Below are 21,532 nucleotides of genomic sequence, written 5' to 3' on the forward strand. Positions count from 1 at the left end.
AATCTCCCGGTCCCGGCCCGGGCGCTGGACATCGGACAGGGCCTCGATCCCGCCCTCGGCATAGCGGTTGCGCCATTTCAGGACCGTGGGTGCCGAGAAGCCGGTGGTCTTCTCGATCTGGATATTCGGCATCCCGTCGGCAGCCAGCAGGACAGCGCGGGCCCGCAGGGCCAGGGTTGCCGTGGAGGATTTTCCGCGGGTCAGCGCCTCCAGGGCCTCGCGGTCCCCGTTGCGCAGTTCCAGTGCCTTTGCCAGATAAACCATGGGTCAAGTCTGACAAAAATTCATACCCAAAGGAATCAACGACACGCTACACTAGCATCACGGCATTAGCTGCACAAACTGATGGGGGAAAAGATGAGTGAACAGGGTCATGCGGAGGCAACGGCCGGTCCCAAGGATCCAGGGCCGTTCTATCACGGCACCAAGGCAAACCTGCAGGCCGGGAACCTGTTGGTCCCCGGCTACGCCTCCAACTTCGGGGGACGGAAGGCGACCAACCATATCTACTTCACCCCTACCCTCGATGCGGCCAGGTGGGGCGCTGAAGTCAGCGCGGGCGAGGGATTTGGCAGGATCTACCGGGTGGAACCCACCGGCCCCTTCGAGGACGATCCCAACCTGGGCGACAAGAAGTTCCCCGGCAACCCTGCCCGGTCCTACCGCACGCGAGAACCCATCCGCGTGCTTGACGAAGTCCGGGGCTGGCAGGCGCACTCCCCCGAGATGCGGGTCTTCGATACTTCGTTCGACTACAAAACCGACAAGCCGGCGAAGACCAAACCCGACGCGGACAGAGACAGTCCCAGGCTCCGGTCGCTCCATCAGCTGCTGTGGACCAAGAAACTGCGCTCCGGCGTCCTTTTCGCACCGACCCCGCCACCGGCTCGTCGGGACGGCTACCTCATCTTCACTGACACCTCCGGGGCGCGGCATTGGTACGGCAGCGACGCCATTACCAGCTCCTACACCAACTGGCTACGTCCGAGGCCTCTGGTCGACGCCATCGCCGCTCTCAACGAGGAGCAGCGGGCCCGCTACCTCAACCCGCCGTACACCATCGGCAGTTCGATGATTTGGCCCGTCAGGTCGAAGGACCGACCCACCATAAACCAGGCACGAGGGCTCAGGTCGCTGATCGGTGACCGCATGGACCTCACCCTTGAGTGCATCCGGCGTCACTACGCAGGAGAGCCAGAGAGTCCCCTCACCGATGTCCTCAACGCCTACGCGGACTTCTTCGCGCTCTTCGACGGGTTCACGGAGTTCGTGGACTTCTTCCACTTCCAAGACCTAGTGACTCCCGACTACGACGAGGTTCGGTTCTACCTGCCGTTCGACAACTTCAAGCGTGCCGGGACACCGGCCACAACGGAGGAGTACGTGACGTCCCGTGAGGCCATGCTGGACTTCATTGCCAGTCGAAACCGTCGGATAGCCAAATGGCTTGAAGACAACGGCCCCGACACCGAGATTGGGGAGTAGCGCATTAGATCTTCCGCCGATAGGTGGGCTTGGTCGTACAATTACACGCTCCCGCTGGCCGATGACGCAATCATCCACCAGCTGCCGCCTGAACCTCTTAGGCCGTCAGCCGCTCCATTTCGTACTTGTTGAGGGGCACGCCGTGGTTGGGCGGCCTGGCCCACGGACTGCTCCGCCCCGGCTCCGCGCCGTCTTCAGCTAGGCCGTCAACAACTCAGTGGCGTATTTGTTCAAGGGCACTCCGTGATTGGCAGCCTCAATTGCCAGCTTCCGATGAAGCTCAGGGGGTACCCGAAGGTTAAGCCTGCCACTAAATGTTTGGGTCGAAATGGGTTGCGGCACCGGTTCGCCAGAATCCGTCAGTTCGTCGATGACATCTGACACCAAGCGTTCGACGCCGCGAAGTGCCTCGAACTGATCCTCATCCAGCCACGACAGCGAAGGGAACTCAAGGACAGTGGCAACGAACTCCTGATCCTCCGGCGACCACTGAACCGAGTATCGGTACTGCGCAATCGGCGACGGAACGGCTTCTGCTTTTCGAGTGGACATCTACTTCTCCTTGCTCCGATCAATGGCGGCTATGGCTTGTTTCACCTGATACGGCGTTGCCTTACCGTTCTTGTTCTGCAGATTGATTCTGGGATCCCCCGCCCAGGGCATTTTGAATATCGCGTTGTGGCTCCCAGAACCCGACCTAGGTTCGCCAAAATAGTGAGCGCAAAGTTTGAGCATGTCGGTGTACGAGACATTCTCAGGTGTTTTCCTAGCTTGCTGTTCGATCTTCTCGATGCTCGCCATAAGACCATGGTGCCACTTTTGGCACCGCGACTCAAGCGTTCTTTGCCTCGCCGTTTGCCGATAGGGACCATGGGCCGGTGACCTCAGACCTTCACAGCATCTTCGAAAGAAACGCCTTCGTCCTGTCGTGCCGCGGATGCACCGCAGGAACGTCGACTTGCCGGAGGTCTCCGCGAAGGCGCCAACGACCACCTCTACGGTGTCTGGCCGAGTATCCTTTCCGGCCTCAAGACCTGGCTGGAAACCGGCCAAAAGCTCACCACTCCCGGCTCACTCATGCACACGTGACGCGACGGTCGGCACCCAGCCCACGCGCCGCCGTCGTAATTCCCGACGGTGGCCGCTGGCCAGGTGACCCGTCGGCTGCGCCGCATTGCCCCGGACTATCGGCGAACAAGCCGCCACAGGGACGTGACCTCGGCCTTGCGCGCCTCGAACAGAGGATCGTCGCGGTCCGATGCCTTCGGATGCGTTGGCTTGGTGTCGAGCCGTTCCGTCACCTTCAGCCCGGCCGCCTTGATGGCGGCCAGCAGATCCTCACGCGACCGCAGGCCAAGGTGCTCGGCCAGGTCGGAGAGGACAAGCCAGCCCTCACCGCCCGGCTCCAGATGGTCGGGGAGTCCGTTCAGGAAGCGGAACAGCATCCTGCTCCCGGGGTCGTAGACGGCGCTGTCCAGGCTGGAATGCGGCGTGGCCGGAATCCAGGGCGGGTTGCACACGATGAGCGGTGCCCGTCCGGGCGGGAACATGTCGGTCAGGACGGCCTCAGCACGGTCCGCGACACCGAGGTTCCGGAAATTCTCGCCGGCGCAGGCGATTGCACGCGGTTCATTGTCCCCCAGACTCAGCGCGCGGGACGCACACCTGCTCCGGACCAACGCTGCGGGAGGCGCCCGCGCCCGTGGTTCGCAACAGCGGCAACGGCCAGGATGTCTGCTGGCGGCTGTCCATCGAACAGAACGTCGCGGCCGCCCGGCGGCTGCACTACTGGAGGTGTGCGGACGGCGTGGTGGAACTGTCACGGGTAACCGTCCACGACGGCACGGACGCATGACTGGACGCGGCGGGGAGTAGGAAACGTCAAACGCTCTCTCACCTTTGGCGGCCAACCGACCAACGCTCTCTCACCTCCGGCGGCCGGGATCGACGACGCGCCGAGACAATATAAAACTCACGGCCGCGAGGCCACCCCTTCGAAGGGTGTCGTCGCGGCCGTAAGTTGAGCTTGGCAGTGCGGGGATGTCCTAGCGGACGGTGGCGAAGCCCTTGGTCCACGAGACCAGCTGGTCCACCATTGGGGTAAGGGTGCCGGCGTTCTGCTCGGTCGGCTTGAACTCGGAGAAGTTCTCGAAGTCGTCGAACAGGGAGAACATCACCTGGTTGCGGACGTGAGCCACCTGCAGTTCGGAGAGGGACTCTCGCAGGTGCTCGACGGCGCGGGCGCCGCCCATGGAACCGTAGGACACGAAGCCCGCGGCCTTGTTGTTGAACTCGACGTTCAGGTAAGACAGCGCGTTAACCAGAACCGGGCCTGCGGTGTGGTTGTACTCGTGCACCACGAACAGGAAGCCGTCGAACTCGCTGATCTTGGCGGACCAGGCCTTGGTGACCGGGTTCTGGTAGTTCTGGTAGGCGGCGGGATAGGCCTCGTCCAGCAGGGGGAGTTTGAAGTCGGCGATGTCCACGAGTTCGAAGTCTGCGTCCGAACGGCCGGCAACCTGGGCCGCGACCCACTCGGCGACGGACTTGTTCACGCTGCCCGGACGGCTGGCGCCTGTGATGATGGCAATCTTGGGCAGGCCATTCTCCACCAGGGGATCGGCAGCCGGGGCAACCTCCAGGGCAGCTTCAACGGCAGCCTTCGCGGTAGCGTCACTCACGCTCGGTGCTACCGACGCTGCAGAGTGACTGGCTTTGGACTTGCGGGAAAAAATTTTGAACCAGGACATAAAGCCTCACCGTTCAGGATAGTTGATGTTTCAATGATTATATGCGGCACTTTGATGACGTGTCAACAAAAATTGCCTTGAAGTTCAGGAAGCTGCCGGATTCAAGGAAGGGCTCCTCGGTATAGCCGGGGAGCCCTTCTTGACTGCTGGAAACGCTTAGACGCTGGCGACAGCCAACTGCTCGTCGCGCACAGACTCCATGGCGCGGGACCAGACGGTGAGCTGGTCGACCATCGGGGCCAGGGTGCCGGCGTTCTGCTCGGTCGGCTTGAACTCGGAGAAGTTCTCAAAGTCGGTGAACAGGGAGAACATGACCTGGTTGCGGACGTGAGCCACCTGCAGCTCGGAGAGGACACCGCGGAGGTGCTCAACGGCGCGGACGCCGCCCATGGAACCGTAGGACACGAAGCCGGCGGCCTTGTTGTTGAACTCGGCGTTCAGGTACGACAGTGCGTTGACCAGAACGGGTCCGGCAGTGTGGTTGTACTCGTGAGCGACGATAATGTAACCGTCGAACTCGCTGATCTTGGCGGACCAGGCCTTGGTGTGGTCGTTCTGGTAGTTCTGGTAGGCGGCCGGGTAGCCCTCATCCAGCAGGGGGAGGTTGAAGTCGGCGATGTTTACCAGTTCAAACTCAGCGTCCGTGCGGTCGGCGACCTGGGCGAGAACCCACTCGGCGACGGACTTGTTGACGCTACCCGGACGGCTGGCGCCGGTGACGATCGCAATCTTGGTCATGGTTTATCCCCTTTAGGAATGAAGGTTGTTGACGTGTCACTAAACATGTTGACACATCAACAATATGACGTCAAACTTGAACTATCAACTAAAGGGGAGAAATTGTGATGGAGAACACGCAATGGCTGGATGAGCGCGAGACCGGAGTCTGGCGCGGATTCCTTGAGGCATCGCAGCTACTGGTGGCCTCCATGGACCGTCACCTGGTGCGGGAGTCGCAGCTTTCCGGGGCCGAATATGCAGTGCTCGCTCCACTCTCGGAGCACGCCGACGGCGTAGTTCGCGCCCGCGATCTGGGCAAGTCCCTGGGCTGGGACCGCAGCCGCCTGTCCCACCTGCTCAAGCGGATGGAAGCCAGGGGCCTGCTGGAGCGAAAGAACTGTTCCTCCGATGCCCGCGGCCTGGACGTGGAGATCACCCCGGCCGGCCGGAATGCCATAGAGCTGGCGGCACCGGGTCATCTGGAGTTCGTCCGTACCCACTTCTTCGACCAGCTCACCCGCGACGAACAGGATGCCCTGGCGTCGGCGAGCCGGAAGATCATGGCGACGCTTCAGCCCGAATGCGACTAGTCCTGTCCTGTTTTTCCGCAGCATCACCCTTGACATGTGACTAAATAGTCACATGTTCTTGACTCCATGAACGCCGTCTTCAAGGCACTCTCGGACCCCACCTGGGAGATCGAACCGGTGGGCGATTCCTGCCACCTCACCGTCACCCACAGCGCCCGGCGCACCCAAGGCGCGGCGCCGCCGTCGTAATTCCCGACGGCGGCCGCTGGCCAGGTGCCGGCGCTAGCGGCCGCTCTTGACCACCGTGAACAGCACCGCCGAGTCCTCCACCGCTTCGAGGCTGTGCAACCCGTCGGGGACAATCAGGGGGGCGCCCTCCCTGCCGTGCCACGACTCGCCTCCGGCCTTCAGCCAGACGGATCCCTTGAGCACATAGACAGTCGCCTCGCCGGGGTTCCGGTGTTCGCTGAGCTGCGTGCCGGCACGGAACGCCATGACCGTCTGCCGCAGCTTCTTTTCGTGACCGCCGAAAGCTGTATCCGCAGCCCGCCCGCTGGGTGCCGCCACCGCAGCCGCGATCTGCTGACGCGCCGGGGCATCAATCGATATCTTCTGCATGCGCCAACCGTACCCACAATCTGCAGCGGCCGGCAGACTGGAGTGGGAGCCCAACGTCGAGGAGGGTGTTTGGAGAACCGGAGCTCCGGCCGGATCATTCCGAGTCGCGCGGTGCGGTCAATTCTCCGGCGATCTTCTCTTCCAGCGCCGCCACCGTGGCCTCGGGCAGGACGATGAGTCCATCCAGTTCCCGCCGGGCGCGCTTGTACGCGGTTTGCCGTTCCGCCGGTGTGGCGGCTTGGTCGGAGGCGATGTTGAGCAACTTCCTAGCCGTCGCCAGGCGCTGGCGTTCCGGCTCAGTGAAGTTATGGTCCTTGATCCGCTTGGCTTCGCGCTCTGCGACGTCGAACGCCAGTTCAAAGGCGTTCACGGCCGACCGGTACTCCCCCAGCCGGGCCGCATTCGTAATGTCGCCTGGGTCGGCTGGCCGCAAACCGTCCGCCTCCTTCTTCGCCCGGAGGAAAGCAACAGTGAGCGGTTCCCGCACATCACTCATGACCGGAAAATCGATAAGTTTCCCCAGATCGAGCTCGTAGTCCAGCCACCGCCGGTTCACGGCGTCGTGTGCCGCCATCAGCGCGGCAACCTCGGCGTGGCTGGCTTGCTCCGCCTGCACGGCCTGGTTCTTGAGTTTGTACAGCTCCACCTTGCGCCGGTGCCGGCGTTCGCTGGCTATCGACCACTGGCGCATCCATCCGCCGGCCATTCCGCCGATAGGGAAGATGAGCCACCAGTAGTGGCCAAGGAAGTCAAAGAAGGGTTGCACGGATTCATCCTCCCACCGACCCAGCCGCACCCCAAGCAGGGCAGAAAACCGTTGACATGTGACCAATCAGTCACCTATTCTTGAACCGTGGACGCCGTATTCAAGGCCCTGGCCGACCCCACCCGCCGGGACCTGCTCGATGAGCTCTTCCGGGAAGACGGGCAGACCCTGCACGCCCTTGAGGCCCGCTTCGACATGACGCGCTACGGCGTCATGAAGCACCTCAAGATCCTGGAGGAAGCCGGCCTGGTGGTCACCCGCCGTCGGGGCCGGGAGAAACTCCATTTCCTCAATCCGGTGCCCATCCGCCTGGTCCACGACCGCTGGGTCAGCAAATATGCACAACCATGGGCCGCTGCCCTCAGCGACCTCAAATCGAGATTGGAAAGTCCCATGGAAAAGATCTTCGAAATCTACATCAGGACCACTCCGGAACGGCTTTGGGAAGCCATCACGGACAGCGGGATCCGCAGCAAATACCAGTTCGGGAACACCCACACAGCGGACTGGACACCGGGCGGCCACTACGAGATGCACAACCCCAAGGCCAACGGCATGGTCCTGGGCGAAGGCGAAAACATCGAGGTCGATCCCCCGCGCAAACTGGTCCAGACCATGCGCGCCCTCTGGGACGACGACGTCAAGGCCGAGGGCACCTCCCGTGTCACCTGGGAGATCGAACCGGTGGGCGATTCCTGCCACCTCACCGTCACCCACAGCGACCTCCGCGAAGGCGCCAACGACCAGCTGTACGGCGGGTGGCCCATGATTCTCTCCGGCCTGAAGACCTGGCTGGAAACCGGGGAACTGCTGACCACCCCCGGCTCCCTCATGTACACCTGACAGCGCCCGGCGCACCCAAGGCGCGGCGCCGCCGTCGTAATTCCCGACGGCGGCCGCTGGCCAGCTGCCGCTGCACGCGCCCGTCCCCAATTCCCAGGCGGACACCGCGGACGGCCCCACCCCACCCCGCCCCTCAGTAGGTCCGCGGCAGACCCAGGACCTTGGTGGCGACGAAGTTCTTGATCATGTTGTTGTTGACCGGGGCGACCTGGAACATGCGGGTTTCGCGGAACTTGCGTTCGACGTCGTACTCATCGACGAAGCCGTACCCGCCGTGGGTGTCCAGGCAGGCGTTGGCGGCGGCCCAGCTGGCCTCGGAGGCGAGGTGCTTGGCCATGTTGGCCTCGGCGCCGCAGGGCTCGCCGGCGTCGAAGAGCCGCGCCGCCTCGTAGCGCATCATGTCCGCGGCACGGACCTTCATGTAGGCGTCGGTGATGGGGAACGCCACGCCCTGGTTGGCGCCGATCTGCCGGCCGAAGACTTCGCGGCTGTTCGCGTAGGCCACCGCCCGGTCCGTGAACCAGTAGCCGTCGCCGACGGCTTCGGAGGCCAGCAGGATGCGCTCGGCGTTCCAGCCGTCCAGGACGTAGCGGAAGCCCTTGCCCACCTGGCCGATCACGGCGGAGGCGGGCACGCGCATGCCCTGGTAGTGGACCTGGTTGGTCGCGTAGTTGAACATGGTGCGGACCTTGACCACCTTGAGCGTGTCCGGCTGTTCCGCACGGACCTGGCGCAGATCCACCAGGAACAGCTTCAGGCCGTGGGTCTTGTTCCCGTTCTTCGGGGTGGTGCGCGCGAGGACGAGGGCGAGGTCGGATTCCTCGATCCGGCTGGTCCAGCTCTTGTGGCCGGTGATGATGAAATCATCGCCGTCGCGCACGGCCGCGGTCTCGATGCTGGTGGTGTCCGAGCCGGCCTTGTCCTCGGTGATGGAGAAGGCCTGCAGCCGCAGCTTCCCGGCGGCGATCTGCGGCAGGTACTCCTGCTTCTGGGCGTCACTGCCGTGGCGCAGCAGCGCGCCCATCGTGTACATCCCGCGGCAGTTCTACTCTGCCATCCCCGGCTGGCCCCGGGCCACCATGGACGACCACGCCGAACTCCTCGCGGGCATCAAGGCCAAGGACCCGGAGGCAACGCGGGCCGCGATGCAGCAGCACATCGTCCACTCCGGCGAGCTGCTGGCCGCCCACTTCGATGCCCGCGTCGCCGCCGCGCAGACGGACGCCGCGCAGACAGACGCCGCGCACACGGACGACGCCGGACGGCTGGCTTCGGCCTGAGCTTCCGGCTCCCGGCTGTCGGCTGCCGTGCCCGGATCGGCCGAGGATACGCATCTCGTTGATGCAACTTTCCCGTACTCGCCGAGGCGGGTTGCTGGGAAATTTAACCTTGTCTTTACGCAGATACCGGAGTCGACTATATGTGGGGCTTGCGTTGTGCCAGTTGCGTGGCTTGGCGGGGCCCGATCAAGGGGATGGACAACCGCTAGGAGAAAGTCATGTCCACACCAGGGAGTGAGCAAAAAGAAGCGAAGCCGTACGTCTTCCACGTGATGCCAATTGAAGGCGAGGACAACAAGAAGTGGGATCTGCACAGGTTTCGGACCAGCAAGCATGAGCATTTCCACACCGTGCAGGAGGCAGTGACGGCCGCACACGAGGAGGCCGGTAAGCACTCGGCCCACATTGTCATACACGCCCTCGACGGGCACGCCTACCGGGAGTACGACCTGCACTGAAACGAAAATCCCGTCAGGGTATTGCCAACGACAAGTCAACGACGAAGGCGCTTGCTTCGCAGTTCAACGAAGCAAGCACCTTTTCACAGGGGGTGGCGTCACCACCGGCCGGCTGTCCGTCCGCACCGCGAATCCCCTGTCCGGGCTCCCCAAGGAAGATGTGCTTGCCTTGGCCGCGCTCCTGGCCCGGCGTCCTTGCGGCCGGGGCCACGCTCACTTCCGGGCCCATTTGCGGCAGGATGTGGTCTATGTCAATTGATGTCGAAGCGGTGCGCCGGCAGACCCGTGGTGTCCTGGGCGTGACCCATCTGAACAATGCGGGGAGCTCGCTGGCCCCCGGTCCTGTCGTGGACACCGTGGTGGGTCATTTACGCCGTGAGGAGGAGATCGGCGGCTATGAGGCGGCAGAGGAGGCTGCTGATCGGCTGGAGGGCGTGTACTCCTCGGTGGCGCGGCTGATCGGGGCGGCGCCGGACGAGATAGCCCTGGCCGAAAGCGGCAGCCGCGCCTGGGCGATGGCGGTGTACAGCTTCCCCTTTGTCCCCGGGACGCGGCTGCTGATCGGCCGCACCGAGTACGCCGGCAACGTCATTGCGCTGCGGCAGCTTGCGCGGCGCAACGGCCTGCAGATTGTGGTGCTCGACGACGATCCCCACGGGCAGCTTGACGTGGAGCACCTGCAGCGGGAGCTTGACCGCGGAGACGTGGCCCTGGTCGCCCTGACGCATGTGCCCATGGCCAACGGCCTGGTAAATCCGGCGGCGGAGGTGGGCAGACGCTGCCGCGCTGCCGGCGTGATGTTCGTGCTCGACGCCTGCCAGTCGGTGGGCCAGATGCCGTTGGACGTGCAGTCCTTGGGCTGCGACGTGCTGGCGGGAACGGGACGGAAGTTTCTGCGCGGACCGCGCGGCACCGCGTTCCTCTATGTGCGCGCCTCGGTCCTGGAACGGCTTGAGCCGGCCATGCTGGACGGGCATTCCGCCGTTCCGGCCGGCGCCGGGGGCCTTGAAGTCCGCGGCGATGCCCGGCGCTTCGAGAGCTGGGAGAGCAGCGCCGCCGGAAGGCTGGGCCTGGGCCGGGCAGTCGACTACGCCCTGGCCCTGGGCCTGGACGCTGTGCAGGAGCGCGTGGCCGGGCTCGCGGAGCAGCTGCGGGCCGAGCTGGCCGCCGTTCCCGCGGTCACCGTCCACGACCGCGGGATCACCCGGTGCGGCATCGTCACGTTTTCGGTGAAGGGAAACGACGCCCGGAACGTCAGGACCCGGCTGGCGGAGCACCGGATCAACGTCTCCGTGGCACCCGCGCCCTCCGCCCCGGCAGACTCCGCCCCCACCGGGACGCGGCATGGGCCGGACCTGGTGGTGCGGGCCTCGGTGCACTACTACAACACCGAGACCGAGATCCAGCGGCTGGTCAGCGTCCTTCCGGGAACGTCGTAGGGTATCTGAGGGTGCCCGTCCGCCGGCCAGCCTAGTTGGCTTCGGCCAGGGTCATGGCGTAACGGTTCTGCCGGTCGGTCCACTGCCCGGCGATGGAGAACCCGGCTGCCTCCATCTCTTCGACCACGCCCTCGAGGCGGAACTTGGCCGAAATCTCCGTGCGCAGTTCCTCCCCCTCGTGGAACCGGACGTCCATGCCAACCCCCGGCAGGCGCACCAGCATGGGCCTGCTGGCGCGCAGCCGCATCTCGATCCACTCCTCCTGTGGCATCCACACCGCCACGTGCTCAAACGCCATCACGTCGAAGTCGGCGCCCAGCTCGGTGTTGAGGACGCGCAGCACGTTCCGGTTAAAGTCCGCGGTGACCCCCTCGGCGTCGGCGTAGGCCGGAACAAGGACATGCGGTGACTTCACCAGATCCGTGCCAAGAAGCAGCGAACCGCCGTCGTCGCCCAGCAACTCGCGGACGCTGGAGAGAAAGCGGGCCCTCGCCGCCGGCTCAAAATTACCGATGGTGCCGCCCAGGAACGCCACCATGCGGCGTCCCGCCCGCGGCAGCAGGTGCAGCTGGGTCTCAAAATCCGCTGCCACGGCCTGCAGCTCAAGGTCGGGGAAGGCAGGAGCCAATTCGTTGCGGGCCTCCAGCAGTGCACTGTCGCTGACATCCACGGCAACGTAACGGCGCAGGGATCCCTCCTCCCTCAGCGCATTGAGCAGCAGCGGGGTTTTCCGGGACGATCCGGACCCGAGCTCGATCAGCGTCTGCGCCGGACTCGCGGCCGCCATCTCTGCTGCAAAGAGCTCCAGCACCTCACGTTCGGCCCGTGTCGGGTAGTACTCCGGCAGGCCTGTGATGCGCTCAAACAGTTCGCTGCCCAGCTTGTCATAGAACCACTTGGGCGGGAGCGTTTTCGGCGACGCGGTGAGCCCGGCCCGCACATCGGCGCGCAGGCTGCGTCCCAGGTGGTCCGGAGGCAGGTGGTGAATGATGTCGGGTCGGTCGGTGGAGAGGCTCATGGGGCTACCTGTTCCTTCGTGAGGTTGGGAATCGGACGTATGTCGACGTGGCCGGCGGTGGCGGTCAGAAGGCAGCCGTCCGGCACCTCATGCCAGCCGGGGCCGTCGTCGAAGGGTTCACTGGCCACCACGACACTCCCGGGGCCGGTCCGCCAAAAAAGGGTATCGCCGGCGGCCGTGGCCGCGATGCCGGTGCCGTCGGTGAGCAGAAAGTTCAGCCGGCCGCCGGTGACGGCAGCGACACTGCCGACCACGTGCGCCAGCGCATCCCCGGCGGAGTCCCCCGCAGCGAGCCGTTCCAGGACGAGGGCCCAGAGCAGGGCGGAGTCGACCTGGGCTTCAAGGGCCAGCAGACGGCCTGGCGGAAGGGAAGCGGCCAGGCCTTCCAAGGCATCCGGCCAGCCCTCGACGCGGCCGTTGTGGCTGAAGAGCCAGGGGCCGTGCGCATACGGGGCGGCAGCCGACTCCTCCTGCGTCATCCCCGATGTCGCTGACCGGACGGCCGCGAGCACGGCCCCGCTGGAGGTAACCCGGGCGACGTCGGCGAAGGACCTGTCCGCCCAGAACGGGATCGCGCGGCGGTACCGGGCAGGTACAGGATCCCCCGGGGCATACCATCCGACGCCGAACCCGTCAGCGTTCACCGTCCCGTTCCGCTGCCGCCTGGGCGCCCAGGACTGCGTCAACAGCCCGTACGCCGGGGCGAGCAGGAGCTCCGCCAGCGGCATCGGTGACCCGAGGTAAGCAAGATGACGACACACGGGCTAACGCACCTCGCCGGGTCCGGCGTCGCGCGCCGTGCGGAAGCCGGCAAAGATCTGCCGCCGGACCGGGTAGTCCCAATTCCGGAAGGTCCCCCGGCACGCGGCCGGGTCCGCCGCCCAGGAGCCTCCGCGCAGCACCTTGTAGTCGGACCCGAAAAACACTTCGCTGTATTCCTGATACGGGAACGCGCTGAACCCGGAGTAGGGGCGGAAGTCACTGGAGACCCATTCCCAGACATCACCGATGAGCTGGCGCACCCCCAGCGGTGAGGCGCCGCCGGGATAGGACCCGGCGGGGGAAGGCCGCAGGGCTGATCCGCCAAGGTTCGCGTGATGGGGCGCAGGATCGTCATCCCCCCACGGGTAGCGCCGCGAACACCCGGACCCGGGGTCATAGCGCGCCGCCTTTTCCCACTCCGCCTCGGTCGGAAGCCGGCGCCCGGCCCAGCGGGCATACGCGTCCGCTTCGAACCAGCACACGTGCTGCACCGGCTCATCCTCCGGCACCGGTTCAACGACGCCGAACCTGGTCCTGATCCACCGGTCGCCGTCGCGTTCCCAGTACTGGGGCGCCACCAGCCCGGCTTCCCGGACGTGGTCCCATCCCTGGGCCGTCCACCAGCGGGGGTTCCGGTACCCGCCGTCGTCGATGAAAGACCGGTAGGCGCCGTTGGTCACCGGAACGGTGTCGATCCAGTAGCCGGGCACGTCCACCGCGTGGGCCGGGCGTTCGTTGTCCAGGGCCCACGGTTCCACCGAGGTCCCCATCATGAACGTCCCCGCAGGGACCAGCACCTCCTTCGCCAGGGAGTGCCGGTCCGCGGGGAGGACGTCGGCCGCCAATGGCCGGGCCTGCAGGACGGGCAGGCCGACGCGGAGCTGGTGCGTGGCCAGCATCGTCTCGTCGTGCTGCTGCTCGTGCTGGATGATCATTCCGAAGGCGAAGCCGCGGTCCACCAGCGGCGAGCCTTCCAAAGGGGTCCGGTCCAGGATATCGAGCGCTTTGGCACGGACCTGGGCAATGTATTTTCGGGACTCCTCCGGCGAGAGCAGCGGCAGCGAGGGCCGGGCGCTGCGCGGATGCCGGAACGCGTCGTACATCCGGTCGAGGTCGCACCGCAACGGCTCCATTTTCCCGACGTCGCGCACCAGCCAGATTTCCTCCTGGCTGCCGACATGCGCCAGATCCCAGACCAGCGGTGACATCAGCGGCGAGTGCTGCTTCAGCAACTCCTCCTCGTCGCACTCAGTCAGCGCATGCGTCCGGTTCCGGGCCCTTTCCAGCCCCTCGGCGATGAAAGCCCTGAGAGTTTCCGGATCGGTGCCGGCTCCGGGATCGGTGCCGGCTCCGGCTCCGGCTCCGGCTCCGGCTCCGGCTCCGGGAAGGTTATCTGGCATTTTCGCGATCCTCCTCGTACTGTGACGGACCAAAATAGCTCCCGGTTCGTTGCCACCGGTCCAGCCGCTCCTCCGCAGGGCACCGGCCCCGCGCCGTATAGCGGTCCACGAAATCTTCCGCCCGGGTGCGCGTGGCGGCGTCCACCCCCAGACGGGGCAATGCCATCAGCGCGGCCTCGGCGCAGCCGAGGGCCGCCGAGGCAAGCAAGGGATCAGCCAGGGCGTGACGGGCGGCGGTCCTGTTCGGATCGGACAGGGAAGCAACGGGGGCGCAGGCCTCCGCGGCGAGGCCTGCTGCGTGTTCATCGTCCATGAGCGCGGTCACCATGGCCGTGACCGGCTCCCAGTCACTGCCTGCCTGGGCGTCGATCACCCGGATCTCCACGAACCCCCGTGGCCGGACCGGCGGGAACAGGGTTGTCAGGTGGTATTCCAGGTCATCCAGCGTGGCGGGCCTCGGGCCTTCCCCGCGGAGCCAGTTCCGCATCGTCAGCCCGCGCGGGGCTTTCCATGACGCCTCCTCTGACGGGATGCACAGCACCAGCGCGTCCAGGGCGTAGCGTGCCCAGGCCAGGCGCGGGTCCGCCGAGGGGGGAACCGTGGCGGTCCGGGTCGGGTCCATGGCCAGCCAGATACGCTGCCGGTTGCTGCGCCAGCCGCTGGGGACGCCGTCAAGGAACGGGGAATTGGCAAACATGGCCACGAGGACCGGCAGGAGATTGTGCAGCCGCGCCCAACGTTGCGCCGCGCCGGTGGGCCCGGGATTGTCGAACCCGGCCTCCAGTGAAACCTGCAGGGAAGCCGTGGAGCACATCATCGTTCGTCCGGCGGGGCCGAAACGGTCGAAATGGTGCTCCATGGCGGCATACCGTGGATGATCCAAAGTCCGTAGAGGTGGCCGGCCAGGGTCCAGGGCCACCGCGCCGAAGCAAAGGCCGCCGTCCGCCAGCAGTGCCTCAACGGCTGCAAGGTCTGCGCGGGTCGCCGCAATGAGAGCGGGAAGACCAGGCGCGCAGGCTGAGCTGACCTCCAGCTGGCCGCCGGGCTCAAAGGTGATCACTCCCCCGCCAGGCAGCGGTCCCTCCGAGGCCGCCATGGCGCCGCTGACCCGCGCCACGGGGACCGGAAACCGCGGATCCGAGACGTCGTGGACCAATCGCTCGACCTCCACCCCGGCAGCACCCGGCGGCCCGGTCTTGAAGCACACGGAGGCAACGTACACCTCGGCATCGGACTCGGAGAGCGGGCGGATGTCACGCCCGGGCAGCCATGCAGAGCTCACGCCACACCATTCCTTCCGCCGCGGTTGACTTCAAACGGCAAGCTAAACAGCCCCCATTCCGCCTTGTCAACGGCCCGGCCGGTTCCAACCAGGCCCATCGCTGCGACGGCACGGTCTCCTCTCCGCTGAAAACTTCCTTCAAAACCGCCGCACCAACCACTCCGAAGGCAACGCCGCCATTCCGTCCCGTTCTTAAGCCAGGGTTAAGTTTCCCCGTCCCGACTCCCCAATCCCTGTGAGCTGCACCACATTGGAATCAGCCACAAACACAGCCCCTCGCGGGGCGACGGGAACAAGGGTGTTCGCCGTCGGCTTCCTGATGCGGCCCCTCGGTGGCTGGATCCTGGGCATGTACGCTGACCGGTATGGACGCCGCAGCGCCCTGGCGCTCTCGGTCCTGCTCATGAGCGGCGGCACGCCCGGACGTTCCGGCGTCGGCGGTGGGCCCGATCGTGGAAATCCTCGTGACCCGGGCCGCCGAGCTGATTCCGGCAGGCGCCCTGGGCGCCCAGTACCTGGACGCCCGGTCGCTCATCTCCACGTCGGGAATCGCGCTGCACCCGGGCGCAGCGGCAGCGTACCGGCGCCTGCACGGGTAGGCAGCGGTACAGGACGTAACCTTCAGTCGCGGCATCTACAGCCGGCGCTGCCGGAACGTCGGGAACGCCTCCCGCACCCGGGCCACCGTCTCGAGCGAGACATCCACCGCCCGGACACCAGGTTCGAGTCCGAGATCAACTTCAATGACCCCCATGGGATCAAGCAGGATGCTGCGGCCCACGGAAACCGGCGGTGCCTGGCATACCCCTGCCACGTACACGCTGTTTTCGATGGCGCGCGCAGCATTCAGCGCCAGCCACTGCTCGGTCTTGTGGGTTCCCGGCACCCAGGACGAGCAGACCAGCAGGACCTGGGCGCCGGCATCGGCCAGTGATCTGGCCAGCTCCGGGAACCGCAGGTCGTAGCAGGTCATCAGGCCGAAGCGCGCTCCCCCGGACTCGAACACCACCGGACTCGTGGACGGGCCGGGCCTGATGAACGTCGATTCCCCGAAGCCCTGCGCGTCGAAGAGGTGGATCTTCCGGTAGAAGGCCAGCTGGTTTCCCTCCGGCCCGAAAGCGACCAGGGTGTTGTAGGCCTTCCCCGGTTCCCCGGCCTCTTCCACCACGCCCGCCACCAGCGCGATGCGGTGACGGCGGGCGGTGCGGGCCAGTTCCTGGCAGATGGGACCGTCCAGCGGCTCGGCCACCTCGGGGAACGAGGCGTCCACGGTCTTTTTCTCGTACGTGGAGTATTCCGGGAAGGCGACCAGCGAGGCGCCGTCGAGCGCGGCCGCAGCGGCGAACCGTTCGATCGCAGCAAGGTTGGCGTTGATGTCGGTGCCCGACGCCAGCTGCCCGAACGCTATCCTCACGGTTTTTCCTTCCCTTTGGTCAGGCCGCGGCCCGGGTCAGGCGTCCAGCTCAGGCGGCCGCCTCAACCGTCGCCTTTTCCGTGGCCGCCATTTCCGGCGGTGCCGCTTTGAAACCGCGCGTGATCAGTGCCAGAACCACTATGCCCAGCACCAGCCACGACAATCCCAGCGTAATGGCGTTGCTGTCCAGCTGTGAGAGCAGGTACGCGCAGACGATGGCTCCGATCACCGGGACCACCACGTAGGACACGGGGTTCAGCTGGTTCCCGGCACGGCGCTGGCGCACGTAGTGGAACACCACCGAGGCGTTGACCAGGGTGAAGGCGGTGAAGGCACCGAAGTTGATGAACGACGTGGAGGTGGCCACGTCCAGGAAGATCGCGATCAGGCCGACAATGCCGGTAAGGATCAGGTTCACCACCGGGGTGTGGAATTTCGCGCTGAGCCGGCCGAAGACCGCATTGGGGAGGACGGAGTCACGTCCCATGGCGTACAGCAGGCGCGAGGCGCTGGCCTGGGCTGCAAGGCCGGACGCGAACTGCGCCACCACCAGGCCGGCGAGGAAGACTGCCCCGAACAGCTGGCCGCCGATCTGCAGTGCGATGGAGCTGGCCGCGGAGGCCGAGTCCTCGAATACCCCGCCGGGGTGGACCAGCTGGGTCACGTAGGACACGGTCACGAAGATGCCGCCGCCGATCAGGGCGATGAGCATGATGGCGCGGGGCATGTTCTTGCGCGGATCGATGGTCTCCTCGGTCAGGGTGGTGACGGCGTCGAACCCGAGGAACGAGTACGCGGCGATGGCGGCCCCGGCGGAGATGGTGGCGAAGCTGGAGGTGTCGTTGAAGAACGGCTGGGTGCTGGCCAGGCCGCCGGCGCCCGTGGTGGACACCACGTTGCCGATGGACAGTGCCACGAAGAACACGATGACCAGCAGCTGGAACGCCATCAGCACATAGTTGGCCTTGTCCGCCACCTTGATGCCCAGGATGTTCAGCAGTGTGGTGATGAGGATGAAGCCCACGATCCAGACACCGATGGGGATGCCGGGGAACTGGGCGCTCAGGTAGGAGCCGCCGATGAGCCAGATGACCATGGGCAGGAAGAGGTAGTCCAGCAGGATGGCCCAGCCCACGAGGAACCCGACCCTGGGATCGATGGACCGGCGGACGTAGGTGTAGGCGGAACCGGCCACGGGGTAGGCGATGGCCATCCTGCCGTAGCTGTGGGCCGTGAACAGCATGGCGACGAGTGCCACCAGGTAGGCGGCCGGCGACGCCCCGCCGGTGGTTTCGGCGATGATGCCGAAGATCCCCAGGACGATCAGCGGGGTCAGGTACGCCAGGCCGAACAGGACCAGGGAGGGCAGTTTCAGCGTGCGGGTGAGGGTGGGAGTTGTCACGGTGGTTCCTTAGGCGTTGAAGGTCTGGGGAGCCCAGGTGGCCGGACTGATCCGGCCCTGGTAGACGGGCAGTTCGACGGCGTCCTCGCCGTCGCGGAACTGGGACCAGGGGCGGTTGAGGTTTTCGGTGCCGTGGGTTCTGACGTGCTCGACGGCGGCGAGGTCCAGTTCCGCCGTGAGCAGCACCGGGGCATCGTCGGCGGCCTCGGCGAGGGTGTTGCCCTCCGGGTCGACGATGATGCTCAGTCCTTTGCCGGTGGGACCGGCGCAGTTGACGCTGACCACGAAGACCTGGTTCACGATGGCGTTGGCCTTGGCGAGCACCAGTTCCTGCCGGCGGTCCGGGGTGGTGGTCTTGACGACGTTGAGGATGACCTCGGCGCCCATCCAGGCGAGCTGGCGTGACACCTCCGGGAACCACGCGTCGTAGCAGATGTTCAGGCCCACCCTGCCGACGCCGGCCAGGTCCACGGTGGTGAACCGGTCGCCGGGGTCGTAGGGCTCGAACGGGCGCCAGGGGAAGACCTTCCGGTAATAGCCGGCAAGCTCTCCCTCCGGGGACAGGACCAGCTGGGTGTTGAACAGCTGCCCTTCCGGGCCGCGCTCGCACACGCTGCCCGGGACCAGCCAGATGCCCAGGTCGGCCGCAAGCTGCCGGAGCTCCTTGACCCGGGGACCCTCCAGCGGTTCGGCGGAGTCCTGGAGCACTTCGGTGCGCTGCTGGTCGGGGTCGGAATCCCCGAACAGGTGCAGCTCCGGAAAGACCACCAGCGTGCTGTGGGGCTGGACGGCGAGGGCGGCAGTGACCTCGTCCGCGAAAGCCGAGACGGGTTCGCCGATGAGCCGGGGCCGGGCCTGGGCAGCGATGAGGGGAAGGATGCGTTGCATGGTGTTCTCCACGTTGGGGATGTGATCTGCACTATATTAGATCAGAATGATCCAATTATGGGAAGGGGCGGGGGTGGGCCGTAAAGTAGCGGTTATGACCCGTCAGTTGGAGGACACCGCCGACCATTCGCCCATCGGCGCCGGCAGGCTGGCCGGAATCGACCGGCGGAGCGCCATCGATGCCGTCCGGCTGCGGATCGGCATGGCGATTTCGCTGGGGCTGCTGAAACCCGGCGAGCGCCTGCCCGGCCAGGAGGACGTGGCCCTGGGCCTGTCGGTCAGCCCGATCACCGCCCGCCGTGCGCTGGCGAGCCTGGCGGAACAGGGCGTGGTGGTCCGCCGCCGCGGCAGGGGCGGCGGAACGTTTGTCGCCGACGAGCCCCCGCGGAGCGTGCTGGCCGGACTCTCGGCATCACCGGCCGAGTCGCAGGCGGTGAACCGGCTCGTGGACCGGAGGCTGCTGTTCGAATGCGCTGTAACGCACTACGCGGCGCTCAATGCCACGGCTGAGCAGCTGGACGAGCTCGAGCGGCTGACCCGTGACATGGCCGAATCCGCGGACTGGTCCGACTACCACCAGGCCGACGAGCAGTTCCATCAGCTGGTGGGCACCGCGTCGGGGCTGGGAACCGCGGTGGATGCGTACCACGAGACGCTGGCAGAGCTCTATGCCTACTTCATCCCCTACCCGATCGAGCTGCTGCACAAATCAAACTGCGACCACGTCGCGCTGGTGGCAGCCCTGCGTGCCGGCGACGGCAACGAAGCCGTGGAGGTCTCCCGCAAACACGTGGACATCCTTCACCGGACAATGTTCATGGGCCTGACGGGCGGCGGAGCAAGCTCCACATCCGCTTGAAGCACGACGGCGGCGCACATCTCGGGCGGCCGCCTCACCGGCGCCGTCACCCGGCTTGCGCACTCCTCCTCCGTCAGCGCTCCCCCGCCCTCCCGTGAGGTCCCGCGTGCGCCGCCCGCGCGGCCTCGTAGCTGCTATCGAACGGCAGCGTGTCCATGTCCAGCAGGGGGTTCTCGTCCTGCGTCGCCACCAGTTCGCGGGCCGCTTCTTCCGAGTCCACGCTGGGCATTGACCCGGGCAGGTGCCGCTGGGCGGACTCCGGCAGGAAGTAGATGGTGACTGCAGCAATTGCCGAGGTGGCCATCAGGTAGTAGGCCGGCATCATGTCGTTGCCTGTCGCCTGAATGAGTGCGGCAATGATGAACGGGCTAGTGCCACCGAAGATTGCAACGGCGAAATTGTAGGCGATGCCCATGGCTCCGTAGCGGTGGGCCGTTGGGAACAGCGCCGGCAGCGCCGACGCGAGATTGGCCACGTAGAACGTCACCGGGAAGGCGACAAGGGCGAGACCAGTGATCGTGGCCGGGATGGTTCCGATCGAGATCAGAACGAACGCGGGGAACGACAGAACCACCGTACTGATGGCACCGATCCACAGCACGGGGCGCCGCCCGATTTTGTCCGAGAGATGCCCGGTCAGCGGGATGCACAGGGACATGACCACCAGGACCGGGATGGTCAGGAGAGTCCCGTGGATCTCGTCGTATCCCTTGTTGCTGGAAAGGTACGTCGGCATGTAAGACGTGAGGGCGTAGCCCACCGTGTTGGCAGCCGCCACTAGGATCATTGCGAGCACGATCCTGCGCCAGTAGGCCCTAAAAATCCCTGCAGGGCCCATGGCACCGAGCACCTCGCCTGTCTCTGGGTGCCGGGCTGATTCCTCTTCCGCTTCCAGGGTTGCCTGGAAGACGGGCGATTCCTCAATCTTCATCCGGAAGTAAATGGCGATGATGCCAAGCGGACCGGCAACCAGGAACGGGATGCGCCAGCCCCATGCCACCATTTGCTCCTGGCCCAGAGTCAACTGAAGCACGGAGACCAGACTCGCGCCTATCGCAAATCCCAGGTAGCTGCCCATGTCGAGGAAGCTGGCGAAGAAGCCGCGGCGGCGGTCCGGGGAATGCTCGCAAACGAACGTGGTGGCGCCCGCGTACTCGCCGCCGGTGGAAAAGCCCTGGACCAGCTTCGTGACCACCAGCAGCACCGCGGCCCAGATGCCCAGCACGGCGTAGCCCGGGAGCAGCCCGACGGCGAAGGTCGCTGCCGCCATCAGCATCAGGGTCATGGCCAGCACCTTCTGGCGGCCAATCTTGTCCCCCAGCCAGCCGAAGAAGATGCCGCCCAGGGGGCGGGCGATAAACGTGGCGCCGAAGGTTCCCAGCAGGAACAGATTCTGCACCGCTTTGTCGGCCTCGGGCAGGAACACCGGGCCCATAGTGGTAATCAGATAGCCGAACACACCGACGTCGTACCACTCCATGGTGTTGCCGACGATGGTGCCGCCCAGCGCTTTCCTCAGCGTGGGATGGTGAACAACATTGACGTCCGAGACACGGAGGCGGCGGATTTTCGAGGGTTGCATTTTTCATTCCTCCACTGGAGGTCATGCGTCATCCCC

The 21,532-nt window shown here is 65.7% G+C and carries 27 protein-coding genes and 2 pseudogenes; 12 read left to right on the forward strand and 17 right to left on the reverse strand.

What is annotated here, in order from left to right:
• Positions 1-264, reverse strand: a 264-nt coding sequence (locus J9611_RS01125; protein WP_211876903.1) for a helix-turn-helix domain-containing protein, incomplete at its 3' end; no start/stop codon positions are given.
• A 93-nt stretch (positions 265-357) separates the two neighbouring features.
• Here J9611_RS01125 and arr point away from each other — a divergent pair.
• Positions 358-726, forward strand: a pseudogene (gene arr, locus J9611_RS22650) (NAD(+)--rifampin ADP-ribosyltransferase); the annotation flags it as partial.
• The gene (locus tag J9611_RS01130) at positions 727-1,485 is read left to right on the forward strand and encodes a DUF6994 family protein (protein ID WP_372447742.1); all 759 of its coding nucleotides are present in this window, start codon (positions 727-729) and stop codon (positions 1,483-1,485) included.
• A gap of 198 nt (positions 1,486-1,683) precedes the next feature.
• On the opposite strand, the gene J9611_RS01135 is transcribed toward J9611_RS01130, so the two are convergent.
• Positions 1,684-2,037, reverse strand: coding sequence for a type II toxin-antitoxin system HicB family antitoxin (locus J9611_RS01135; RefSeq protein WP_211876905.1), 354 nt, complete (start codon positions 2,035-2,037; stop codon positions 1,684-1,686).
• The gene (locus tag J9611_RS01140; protein WP_211876906.1) at positions 2,038-2,286 is read right to left on the reverse strand and encodes a toxin HicA; all 249 of its coding nucleotides are present in this window, start codon (positions 2,284-2,286) and stop codon (positions 2,038-2,040) included.
• A gap of 168 nt (positions 2,287-2,454) precedes the next feature.
• On the opposite strand from J9611_RS01140, the pseudogene J9611_RS21665 reads away from it, so the two are divergent.
• Positions 2,455-2,574, forward strand: a pseudogene (locus tag J9611_RS21665) (ArsR family transcriptional regulator); the annotation flags it as partial.
• A 95-nt stretch (positions 2,575-2,669) separates the two neighbouring features.
• Here the strand turns inward: J9611_RS21665 and J9611_RS01145 are convergent.
• Positions 2,670-3,035, reverse strand: a complete 366-nt coding sequence (locus tag J9611_RS01145; RefSeq protein ID WP_246527212.1) for a class I SAM-dependent methyltransferase — start codon at positions 3,033-3,035, stop codon at positions 2,670-2,672.
• A gap of 152 nt (positions 3,036-3,187) precedes the next feature.
• Between J9611_RS01145 and J9611_RS01150 the strand changes: the two genes are divergently transcribed.
• Positions 3,188-3,340, forward strand: coding sequence for a hypothetical protein (locus J9611_RS01150; RefSeq protein ID WP_211876908.1), 153 nt, complete (start codon positions 3,188-3,190; stop codon positions 3,338-3,340).
• 190 nt (positions 3,341-3,530) lie between these two features.
• Here J9611_RS01150 and J9611_RS01155 read toward each other — a convergent pair whose 3' ends face one another.
• Positions 3,531-4,085: an NADPH-dependent FMN reductase gene (locus J9611_RS01155; protein WP_211877115.1), complete on the reverse strand. Its 555-nt coding sequence runs from the start codon at positions 4,083-4,085 to the stop codon at positions 3,531-3,533.
• 306 nt (positions 4,086-4,391) lie between these two features.
• Positions 4,392-4,973 (reverse strand): NADPH-dependent FMN reductase, encoded by a 582-nt coding sequence (locus J9611_RS01160; protein ID WP_211876910.1) that lies wholly within the window; start codon positions 4,971-4,973, stop codon positions 4,392-4,394.
• Between the two features lie 107 nt (positions 4,974-5,080).
• Here J9611_RS01160 and J9611_RS01165 point away from each other — a divergent pair, with 107 nt between their 5' ends.
• The gene (locus J9611_RS01165) at positions 5,081-5,545 is read left to right on the forward strand and encodes a MarR family winged helix-turn-helix transcriptional regulator (RefSeq protein ID WP_211877117.1); all 465 of its coding nucleotides are present in this window, start codon (positions 5,081-5,083) and stop codon (positions 5,543-5,545) included.
• A gap of 66 nt (positions 5,546-5,611) precedes the next feature.
• Positions 5,612-5,734 (forward strand): hypothetical protein, encoded by a 123-nt coding sequence (locus tag J9611_RS22265; RefSeq protein ID WP_281414505.1) that lies wholly within the window; start codon positions 5,612-5,614, stop codon positions 5,732-5,734.
• Between the two features lie 33 nt (positions 5,735-5,767).
• Here J9611_RS22265 and J9611_RS01170 read toward each other — a convergent pair whose 3' ends face one another.
• Positions 5,768-6,103, reverse strand: coding sequence for a cupin domain-containing protein (locus J9611_RS01170; RefSeq protein WP_211876913.1), 336 nt, complete (start codon positions 6,101-6,103; stop codon positions 5,768-5,770).
• A gap of 94 nt (positions 6,104-6,197) precedes the next feature.
• Positions 6,198-6,869 carry a hypothetical protein gene (locus J9611_RS01175; RefSeq protein WP_211876914.1) on the reverse strand — a complete coding sequence of 224 codons (672 nt, stop codon included), beginning with the start codon at positions 6,867-6,869 and terminating at the stop codon, positions 6,198-6,200.
• Between the two features lie 87 nt (positions 6,870-6,956).
• On the opposite strand from J9611_RS01175, the gene J9611_RS01180 reads away from it, so the two are divergent.
• Positions 6,957-7,712 carry an ArsR/SmtB family transcription factor gene (locus J9611_RS01180; protein WP_211876915.1) on the forward strand — a complete coding sequence of 252 codons (756 nt, stop codon included), beginning with the start codon at positions 6,957-6,959 and terminating at the stop codon, positions 7,710-7,712.
• 133 nt (positions 7,713-7,845) lie between these two features.
• On the opposite strand, the gene J9611_RS01185 is transcribed toward J9611_RS01180, so the two are convergent.
• Entirely contained in the window at positions 7,846-8,745 is a 900-nt protein-coding gene (locus J9611_RS01185; protein WP_246527213.1) for an acyl-CoA dehydrogenase family protein, read from the reverse strand.
• Here J9611_RS01185 and J9611_RS21670 point away from each other — a divergent pair.
• The 3 genes from J9611_RS21670 to J9611_RS01200 all read left to right on the forward strand — a co-directional run bounded on the left by J9611_RS21670 (position 8,738) and on the right by J9611_RS01200 (position 10,889).
• The gene (locus J9611_RS21670) at positions 8,738-8,992 is read left to right on the forward strand and encodes an FCD domain-containing protein (RefSeq protein ID WP_307856994.1); all 255 of its coding nucleotides are present in this window, start codon (positions 8,738-8,740) and stop codon (positions 8,990-8,992) included. The genes J9611_RS01185 and J9611_RS21670 overlap by 8 nt on opposite strands.
• Before the next feature lie 218 nt (positions 8,993-9,210).
• Complete coding sequence (locus tag J9611_RS01195; RefSeq protein WP_211876917.1) at positions 9,211-9,450, forward strand: DUF2188 domain-containing protein; 240 nt, start codon at positions 9,211-9,213, stop codon at positions 9,448-9,450.
• A 248-nt stretch (positions 9,451-9,698) separates the two neighbouring features.
• Positions 9,699-10,889, forward strand: a complete 1,191-nt coding sequence (locus tag J9611_RS01200) for an aminotransferase class V-fold PLP-dependent enzyme (RefSeq protein ID WP_211876918.1) — start codon at positions 9,699-9,701, stop codon at positions 10,887-10,889.
• Between the two features lie 31 nt (positions 10,890-10,920).
• Here J9611_RS01200 and egtD read toward each other — a convergent pair whose 3' ends face one another.
• From egtD to egtA, 4 genes are read right to left on the reverse strand one after another with little or no spacing between them, the layout of a single operon-like run.
• Positions 10,921-11,907: an L-histidine N(alpha)-methyltransferase gene (egtD, locus tag J9611_RS01205; RefSeq protein ID WP_211876919.1), complete on the reverse strand. Its 987-nt coding sequence runs from the start codon at positions 11,905-11,907 to the stop codon at positions 10,921-10,923.
• Positions 11,904-12,668, reverse strand: a complete 765-nt coding sequence (egtC, locus tag J9611_RS01210; RefSeq protein ID WP_211876920.1) for an ergothioneine biosynthesis protein EgtC — start codon at positions 12,666-12,668, stop codon at positions 11,904-11,906. The genes egtD and egtC overlap by 4 nt, the downstream gene beginning before the upstream one ends.
• Before the next feature lie 3 nt (positions 12,669-12,671).
• On the reverse strand, positions 12,672-14,069 hold the full coding sequence (gene egtB, locus J9611_RS01215) for an ergothioneine biosynthesis protein EgtB (protein WP_211876922.1): 1,398 nt from the start codon (positions 14,067-14,069) through the stop codon (positions 12,672-12,674).
• Positions 14,059-15,351, reverse strand: coding sequence for an ergothioneine biosynthesis glutamate--cysteine ligase EgtA (gene egtA, locus J9611_RS01220; RefSeq protein WP_211876924.1), 1,293 nt, complete (start codon positions 15,349-15,351; stop codon positions 14,059-14,061). Before egtA ends, egtB begins: the two co-directional genes overlap by 11 nt.
• A 452-nt stretch (positions 15,352-15,803) precedes the next feature.
• On the opposite strand from egtA, the gene J9611_RS01225 reads away from it, so the two are divergent.
• On the forward strand, positions 15,804-15,950 hold the full coding sequence (locus J9611_RS01225) for a hypothetical protein (RefSeq protein WP_211876932.1): 147 nt from the start codon (positions 15,804-15,806) through the stop codon (positions 15,948-15,950).
• 35 nt (positions 15,951-15,985) lie between these two features.
• Here the strand turns inward: J9611_RS01225 and J9611_RS01230 are convergent, their stop codons facing one another.
• Genes J9611_RS01230 through J9611_RS01240 form a run of 3 tightly spaced genes read right to left on the reverse strand, consistent with a single transcriptional unit; the run spans position 15,986 to position 19,055 of the window.
• The gene (locus tag J9611_RS01230; protein ID WP_211876945.1) at positions 15,986-16,765 is read right to left on the reverse strand and encodes a carbon-nitrogen hydrolase family protein; all 780 of its coding nucleotides are present in this window, start codon (positions 16,763-16,765) and stop codon (positions 15,986-15,988) included.
• Between the two features lie 49 nt (positions 16,766-16,814).
• The gene (locus J9611_RS01235) at positions 16,815-18,167 is read right to left on the reverse strand and encodes an APC family permease (protein ID WP_211876946.1); all 1,353 of its coding nucleotides are present in this window, start codon (positions 18,165-18,167) and stop codon (positions 16,815-16,817) included.
• A gap of 9 nt (positions 18,168-18,176) precedes the next feature.
• A complete protein-coding gene (locus J9611_RS01240; protein ID WP_211876948.1) occupies positions 18,177-19,055 on the reverse strand; it encodes a carbon-nitrogen hydrolase family protein in 879 nt (292 codons plus the stop codon).
• Between the two features lie 94 nt (positions 19,056-19,149).
• On the opposite strand from J9611_RS01240, the gene J9611_RS01245 reads away from it, so the two are divergent.
• Positions 19,150-19,914 carry a FadR/GntR family transcriptional regulator gene (locus tag J9611_RS01245; RefSeq protein ID WP_211876950.1) on the forward strand — a complete coding sequence of 255 codons (765 nt, stop codon included), beginning with the start codon at positions 19,150-19,152 and terminating at the stop codon, positions 19,912-19,914.
• A 73-nt stretch (positions 19,915-19,987) separates the two neighbouring features.
• Here the strand turns inward: J9611_RS01245 and J9611_RS01250 are convergent, their stop codons facing one another.
• Positions 19,988-21,496 (reverse strand): MFS transporter, encoded by a 1,509-nt coding sequence (locus J9611_RS01250; RefSeq protein ID WP_211876952.1) that lies wholly within the window; start codon positions 21,494-21,496, stop codon positions 19,988-19,990.
• Positions 21,497-21,532 lie beyond the last annotated feature (36 nt).

This window comes from Pseudarthrobacter albicanus, from assembly GCF_018224015.1.
Classification (GTDB): Bacteria; Actinomycetota; Actinomycetes; order Actinomycetales; family Micrococcaceae; genus Arthrobacter; species Arthrobacter albicanus.